Here is a 4,581-nt window from a genome sequence, read left to right as displayed (position 1 = left end):
CATGCGCGTGAGCGCGTCGCCCACGCTGCCCGTGACGGCAAGCCACGCGGCGAAGGCCGCGATGCCCACGCCCACGGCCGCGTAGAACAGCCAGCGCGCCACCTTGTCCGACAGCACCTCGGCGCGCGACTTCTCCTGCTGCGCCTGCGACACCAGCTTCATGACCTGGGCCAGGTAGCCCGACTCCCCCGTGCCGGTCACGCGCACGTACAGCGTGCCGTCGCCGTTCTGCGATCCGCCGAACACGGAGTCGCCCGCGCCCTTGGCCACGTCGCGCGCCTCGCCGGTGACGAGCGCCTCGTTCACCTGCGACTCGCCGCGCACGACCTCGCCGTCGGCGGGCACCTTCTCCCCCGCCTCCACCATGACGGTCTGCCCCACCTGCACCTCGTCGAGCGGCACGTCGGCGAAAGAGCCGCCCGGCTGTTCCACGTGCGCCTGCGCCGGCAGGAGCTCGGCCATCTCCTTGAGCGCGTCGCCCGCGCCCATCACAGCCCGCATCTCCACCCAGTGGCCCAAAAGCATGATGACGATGAGCGTGGCCAGCTCCCAGAAGAAGTCCATGTGCATGCCGTCCGCGTGCAGGACCGAGCGCTGGACGAAGGCGTAGATGCTGTAGGCGTAGGCCGTGGTGATGCCGAGCGCCACCAGGGTCATCATGGCGGGCTGGCGGCGCTTGAGCTCGTCGGCCGCACCGCGCAGAAACGGCCAGCCGCCGTAGGCGAACAGCACCGTGGCGAGCACCGCCACGACCCAGTCCGACCCGGGGAACGTGAGCGTGATGGGGAGCGTAAGCCCCATGGGCGACGACAACAGCAGGATAGGCACCGTGAGCACGAGGCTCGCGAAGAAGCGCCGCTTGAGGTCCGACCCGTGCATCGCCATGCCGCCTTCGGAGGCGCCCTTTCCGGAAGAACCGCCCCGCCCGTCCTCGCGTACTCCGTCGTGCCCGCCCATCCGCTTCGCCTCACCTTCATCGGTTGCCTCGCCTGCCTAATCGGCACCAGCGTAGGACAGGGCAGCAGCACCGCGCGGTACGAGGGCGAACCGTTGCGCAGCGGAAACGAGGCGGTCGGACGGGCGAAAGGGGCTCAGCCCACCATGTCCAAGGCGAGCGGCTCAATGCGCTCGAGATCATCGCGATGGAGGTCGAGCGACTCCCACAAATCGGTGTTGCGCTGCAAGTTCAACCAATACTCGGGCGATGTGCCGAACAGCCGCGACAGACGCAGCGCCATGTCGGAGGTCACGGCGCGACGGCAACGCACGAGCTCGTTCACCGACTGCCGCGAGACGCCCAGCCGTTTCGCCAGCTGCGCCACGCTCAACTCGTAGTCCGGCATGAACTCCTCGCGTAGCACCTCGCCCGGATGCGTGGGCTTCCGCGAGACGATCAGCATGTTCCTCGATTCGGCCATTATTCGCCACCTCCTCAGTGGTAATCGCAGATTTCAACGTCGTAAGCATCTTCACCATCGAACCTGAAGCAGATGCGCCATTGGCCATTCACCGACACCGCGTGCTGGCCAGCACGATCGCCTTGCAAGGCATGAAGCCTGTTTCCTGGTGGAACCCGCATATCGCCCACCGACACCGCGGCATCCAACATGTCCAGCTTCCGCAACGCGCGCCCGGCAACATCCACAGGGAGCTTCTTCGAAGAACCCTCGCAGAAGAGCTGCTCGGTAGCTTTATCGACAAACGATTTTATCATAGCGAGAGTGTAACGCATCACGTGACGCATGACAACCACGAACTGAAGCGGACAAGATGGTTCATGGCAAATCAAGTTTTCAGGGAGAAAAACAGGGTCTCGCGTCGCGCCGGTTGTTTTCGGAACATAGTATACTTAGGATGGATAATCAAAACGTGCGAATTCGAGCAGAAAGCGCAGGACAAGGCTTTGAACCTCTACATCGACACGCGGGGCGCAGGGCCCCGTCCGGTCACGTTCACGGAAGCCGTCGTCGACGGGTTGGCGGCGGGCGGCGGGCTGTACGTGCCCGAGTGTATCCCGGAGCTTACGCTGGAGGACATCGCGGCGCTGGCGCAGCTGCCCTACGCCCAGCGCGCGGCGCGCATCTACCGGGCGTTCGACACCGACCTGCCGGCCGAGACCGTCGATGCGCTCATGGCGCAGATTTACGGCAGCAACTTCGACGACGAGCGCATCTGCCCGATCACGTCGCTCACGGCCGACACCCACGTGCTGGAGCTGTGGCACGGCCCCACGAGCGCGTTCAAGGACATGGCGCTGCAGTGCCTGCCGCGGTTCTTCTCCGCAAGCGCCGCCCAGCTGCGCGAGCAGGGCAAGCTCGACCACGACTTCCTCATCCTCGTGGCCACGTCGGGCGACACGGGCAAAGCCGCGCTCGAGGGCTTCCGCGACGTGGACGGCGTGTCCATCGGCGTGATGTACCCCGACGGGGGCGTGAGCGACATCCAGTTCAAGCAGATGGCCACGCAGCGCGGCCGCAACGTGCAGGTGTGGGGCGTGCGCGGCAACTTCGACGACTGCCAGACCGGCGCGAAGAACGTGTTCGGCGACGAGGCCTTCGCGGAAAAGCTGCAGGATACGCACGGCGTGGCGCTGTCGAGCGCGAACTCCATCAACTGGGGGCGCCTCATGCCCCAGATCGTGTACTACGTGTCGGCCTACGCGCAGCTCGTGGCCGATGGCAAACTGGGACTGGGCGACGAGCTGGACGTGTGCGTGCCCACCGGCAACTTCGGCAACATCCTGGCCGCCTACTACGCCAAGCGCATGGGCGTGCCGCTGGGCATGCTGTACTGCGCCAGCAACGAGAACCGCGTGCTCACCGACTTCATCAACACGGGCACCTACGACATCTCCGAGCGCCCCTTCGTGCTGACGCCGTCGCCTTCGATGGACATCCTCGTGTCGTCGAACCTGGAGCGCCAGCTGTTCGAGCTGACGGGCCGCGACGCCGAGGCCATCGCCGGCTGGATGGCCGACCTGCGCGAGCAGCGCCGCTTCCGCGTGGACGAGGGCACGTTCGCCCGCGTGAGGGAGCAGTTCGCCTCCGATTCCATCGACAACGCCACGTGCCTGGACACCATCAAGCGCGTGTTCGACGAGCACGATTACCTGCTGGACCCGCACACGGCCGTGGCCTACCGAACCGCCGAGAACCTGCGGGGCGAGAACCCCGTGCTCATCGCGAGCACGGCGCACTGGGCCAAGTTCGGCGACAACGTGTACCGCGCGCTGCACGGGCTTGAGCCGGGTGCCGCGCTGCCCGCCGACGTGGCCGCGCTTTCCGGCTGCGAGCTGAACGAGCTCATCGCGCAGGAGACGGGCAAGCATGACATCCCCCGCGGCCTGGCCGAGCTCGACGCGCTGCCCATCCGCTTCGACGAGGTGATCGAGGGCGGCACGGACAGCATCGAGGCGGCGGCCGCACGCTTCCTGGAGGAGCTGGGCGCAGCGGCGCCCGGACGCGACGATCGAGACTGACGGTCCCCCGCAACGGCGGCGGACGCGACAAGAGAAGGACGAGGACAGACTATGAGCGAACTTGCGAACCTGAAGCCGACCATCCGGCTTTCCATCATGAACCCCGACTCCGAGAGCGGCTCGCTGTTCGGGCGCGGCATCGCGAACCTGTGCCTGGGCGTGCGCGAGACGGGCTCGCTCAACGCGTCCGCCAAGGGCATGGGCATGGCCTACAGCAAGGCGTGGCGCATCGTTAAGGACACCGAGGCGGCGCTGGGCATCCAGCTGCTCGACCGCGACGGCGCGCACGGATCCACCCTGACCGAGGCCGGCGACAAGCTGCTCGACGCCTACGTGGCCATCGACAAGAAGCTGCAGGAAGACGCCGAGAAGGAGTTCGCCCGCATCCTCGGCTAGCGGGAAGCGCCTCGCATGCTAAGCAGGCGAGGCGACAGGAGAAGACAGCGAGCCCCGAGAGGCGCTTGCCCGGAGGGGAGCCGGGCGGCCGCTTCTCGGGGCTCGCGTGCGTTGCGGACTTGCTAGCAGCCGTTCGAGCAGGTGAAAGCGCGATCCTCGCGGGAGAGGCCGTGCTTGACGCGATCCGACTCCTCGGCCGTCTTGGCATCGTTCCAACGATCCATCGTGCCCACCAGATAGCCCGTTATGCGGCGGATGCGGTCGAACGGAACGGCCTCGAACCCGTAGGAGATGCCTACGTCCTCGCCGTCGACGTCCAGCTTGAGGGACTGCAGCACCTGGCCGGGGTGCTGGGCGTGCGCACGGTCGAGGTACGCCTCGATCTCGCGCTGCGTGACCGGCTTGTCGTGCTCGTTGGCGTAGGAGATGGCGACGTCGACGCCGGAAACCTTCAGTTCGATCTGCTGGGACATGATGGCTCCTTTAAATGGTATAGTTTTAGTATCATTTACGGGGCCATCATAGCACAACGGCGCGCGGCGCGCAGGAGGTTTCCGGCAACGGCCGGGCAACGGCAGCCAGGACGGAGGGCGGCTGCGGCGGGCGAGGCGTGACAGAGGGACGGGCGTGACAGAGGGACGGGGATAATGTCACATTCCAATATGTCTGCCAAAGCCCTACCGCGTCGCAGAATGTGACATTATCCC

General features: G+C 66.2%; 6 protein-coding genes. 2 read left to right on the top strand and 4 right to left on the bottom strand.

Features of this window, described 5'->3' with window-relative positions:
• The 3 genes from GPA_RS07035 to GPA_RS07025 form a co-directional block, all read right to left on the bottom strand.
• A partial coding sequence (locus tag GPA_RS07035; protein WP_041240223.1) for a P-type ATPase actuator domain-containing protein occupies positions 1 to 879 on the bottom strand: 879 nt, incomplete at its 3' end.
• A gap of 212 nt (positions 880 to 1,091) precedes the next feature.
• A complete protein-coding gene (locus tag GPA_RS07030; RefSeq protein ID WP_015539431.1) occupies positions 1,092 to 1,418 on the bottom strand; it encodes a HigA family addiction module antitoxin in 327 nt (108 codons plus the stop codon).
• Positions 1,419 to 1,432: 14 nt separating this feature from the next.
• Positions 1,433 to 1,714 (bottom strand): type II toxin-antitoxin system RelE/ParE family toxin, encoded by a 282-nt coding sequence (locus GPA_RS07025; protein WP_041240221.1) that lies wholly within the window; start codon positions 1,712 to 1,714, stop codon positions 1,433 to 1,435.
• Positions 1,715 to 1,777: 63 nt separating this feature from the next.
• On the opposite strand from GPA_RS07025, the gene thrC reads away from it, so the two are divergent.
• Together thrC and GPA_RS07015 are read left to right on the top strand one after the other, a co-directional pair.
• Positions 1,778 to 3,478, top strand: coding sequence for a threonine synthase (thrC, locus tag GPA_RS07020; protein ID WP_231847598.1), 1,701 nt, complete (start codon positions 1,778 to 1,780; stop codon positions 3,476 to 3,478).
• A 51-nt stretch (positions 3,479 to 3,529) separates the two neighbouring features.
• The gene (locus tag GPA_RS07015; RefSeq protein WP_015539429.1) at positions 3,530 to 3,874 is read left to right on the top strand and encodes a winged helix-turn-helix domain-containing protein; all 345 of its coding nucleotides are present in this window, start codon (positions 3,530 to 3,532) and stop codon (positions 3,872 to 3,874) included.
• Positions 3,875 to 3,996: 122 nt separating this feature from the next.
• Here GPA_RS07015 and nrdD read toward each other — a convergent pair whose 3' ends face one another.
• Positions 3,997 to 4,347: an anaerobic ribonucleoside-triphosphate reductase gene (gene nrdD / locus GPA_RS07010; RefSeq protein WP_015539428.1), complete on the bottom strand. Its 351-nt coding sequence runs from the start codon at positions 4,345 to 4,347 to the stop codon at positions 3,997 to 3,999.
• Between the last annotated feature and the right edge of the window lie 234 nt (positions 4,348 to 4,581).

It is taken from the genome of Gordonibacter pamelaeae 7-10-1-b (assembly GCF_000210055.1).
Lineage (GTDB): Bacteria > Actinomycetota > Coriobacteriia > Coriobacteriales > Eggerthellaceae > Gordonibacter > Gordonibacter pamelaeae.
Note: the sequence above shows the minus strand (reverse complement) of the source record. Positions and strands in the feature narration are given on the sequence as shown.

What these genes read in the sequence shown, in the direction of transcription:
- GPA_RS07030 (WP_015539431.1), bottom strand. Translation starts at nt 1,418, where the DNA reads ATGGCCGAATCGAGGAACATGCTGATCGTCTCGCGGAAGCCCACGCAT.
- GPA_RS07025 (WP_041240221.1), bottom strand. Translation starts at nt 1,714, where the DNA reads ATGATAAAATCGTTTGTCGATAAAGCTACCGAGCAGCTCTTCTGCGAG.
- nrdD (WP_015539428.1), bottom strand. Translation starts at nt 4,347, where the DNA reads ATGTCCCAGCAGATCGAACTGAAGGTTTCCGGCGTCGACGTCGCCATC.
- GPA_RS07015 (WP_015539429.1), top strand. Translation starts at nt 3,530, where the DNA reads ATGAGCGAACTTGCGAACCTGAAGCCGACCATCCGGCTTTCCATCATG.
- thrC (WP_231847598.1), top strand. Translation starts at nt 1,778, where the DNA reads ATGGCAAATCAAGTTTTCAGGGAGAAAAACAGGGTCTCGCGTCGCGCC.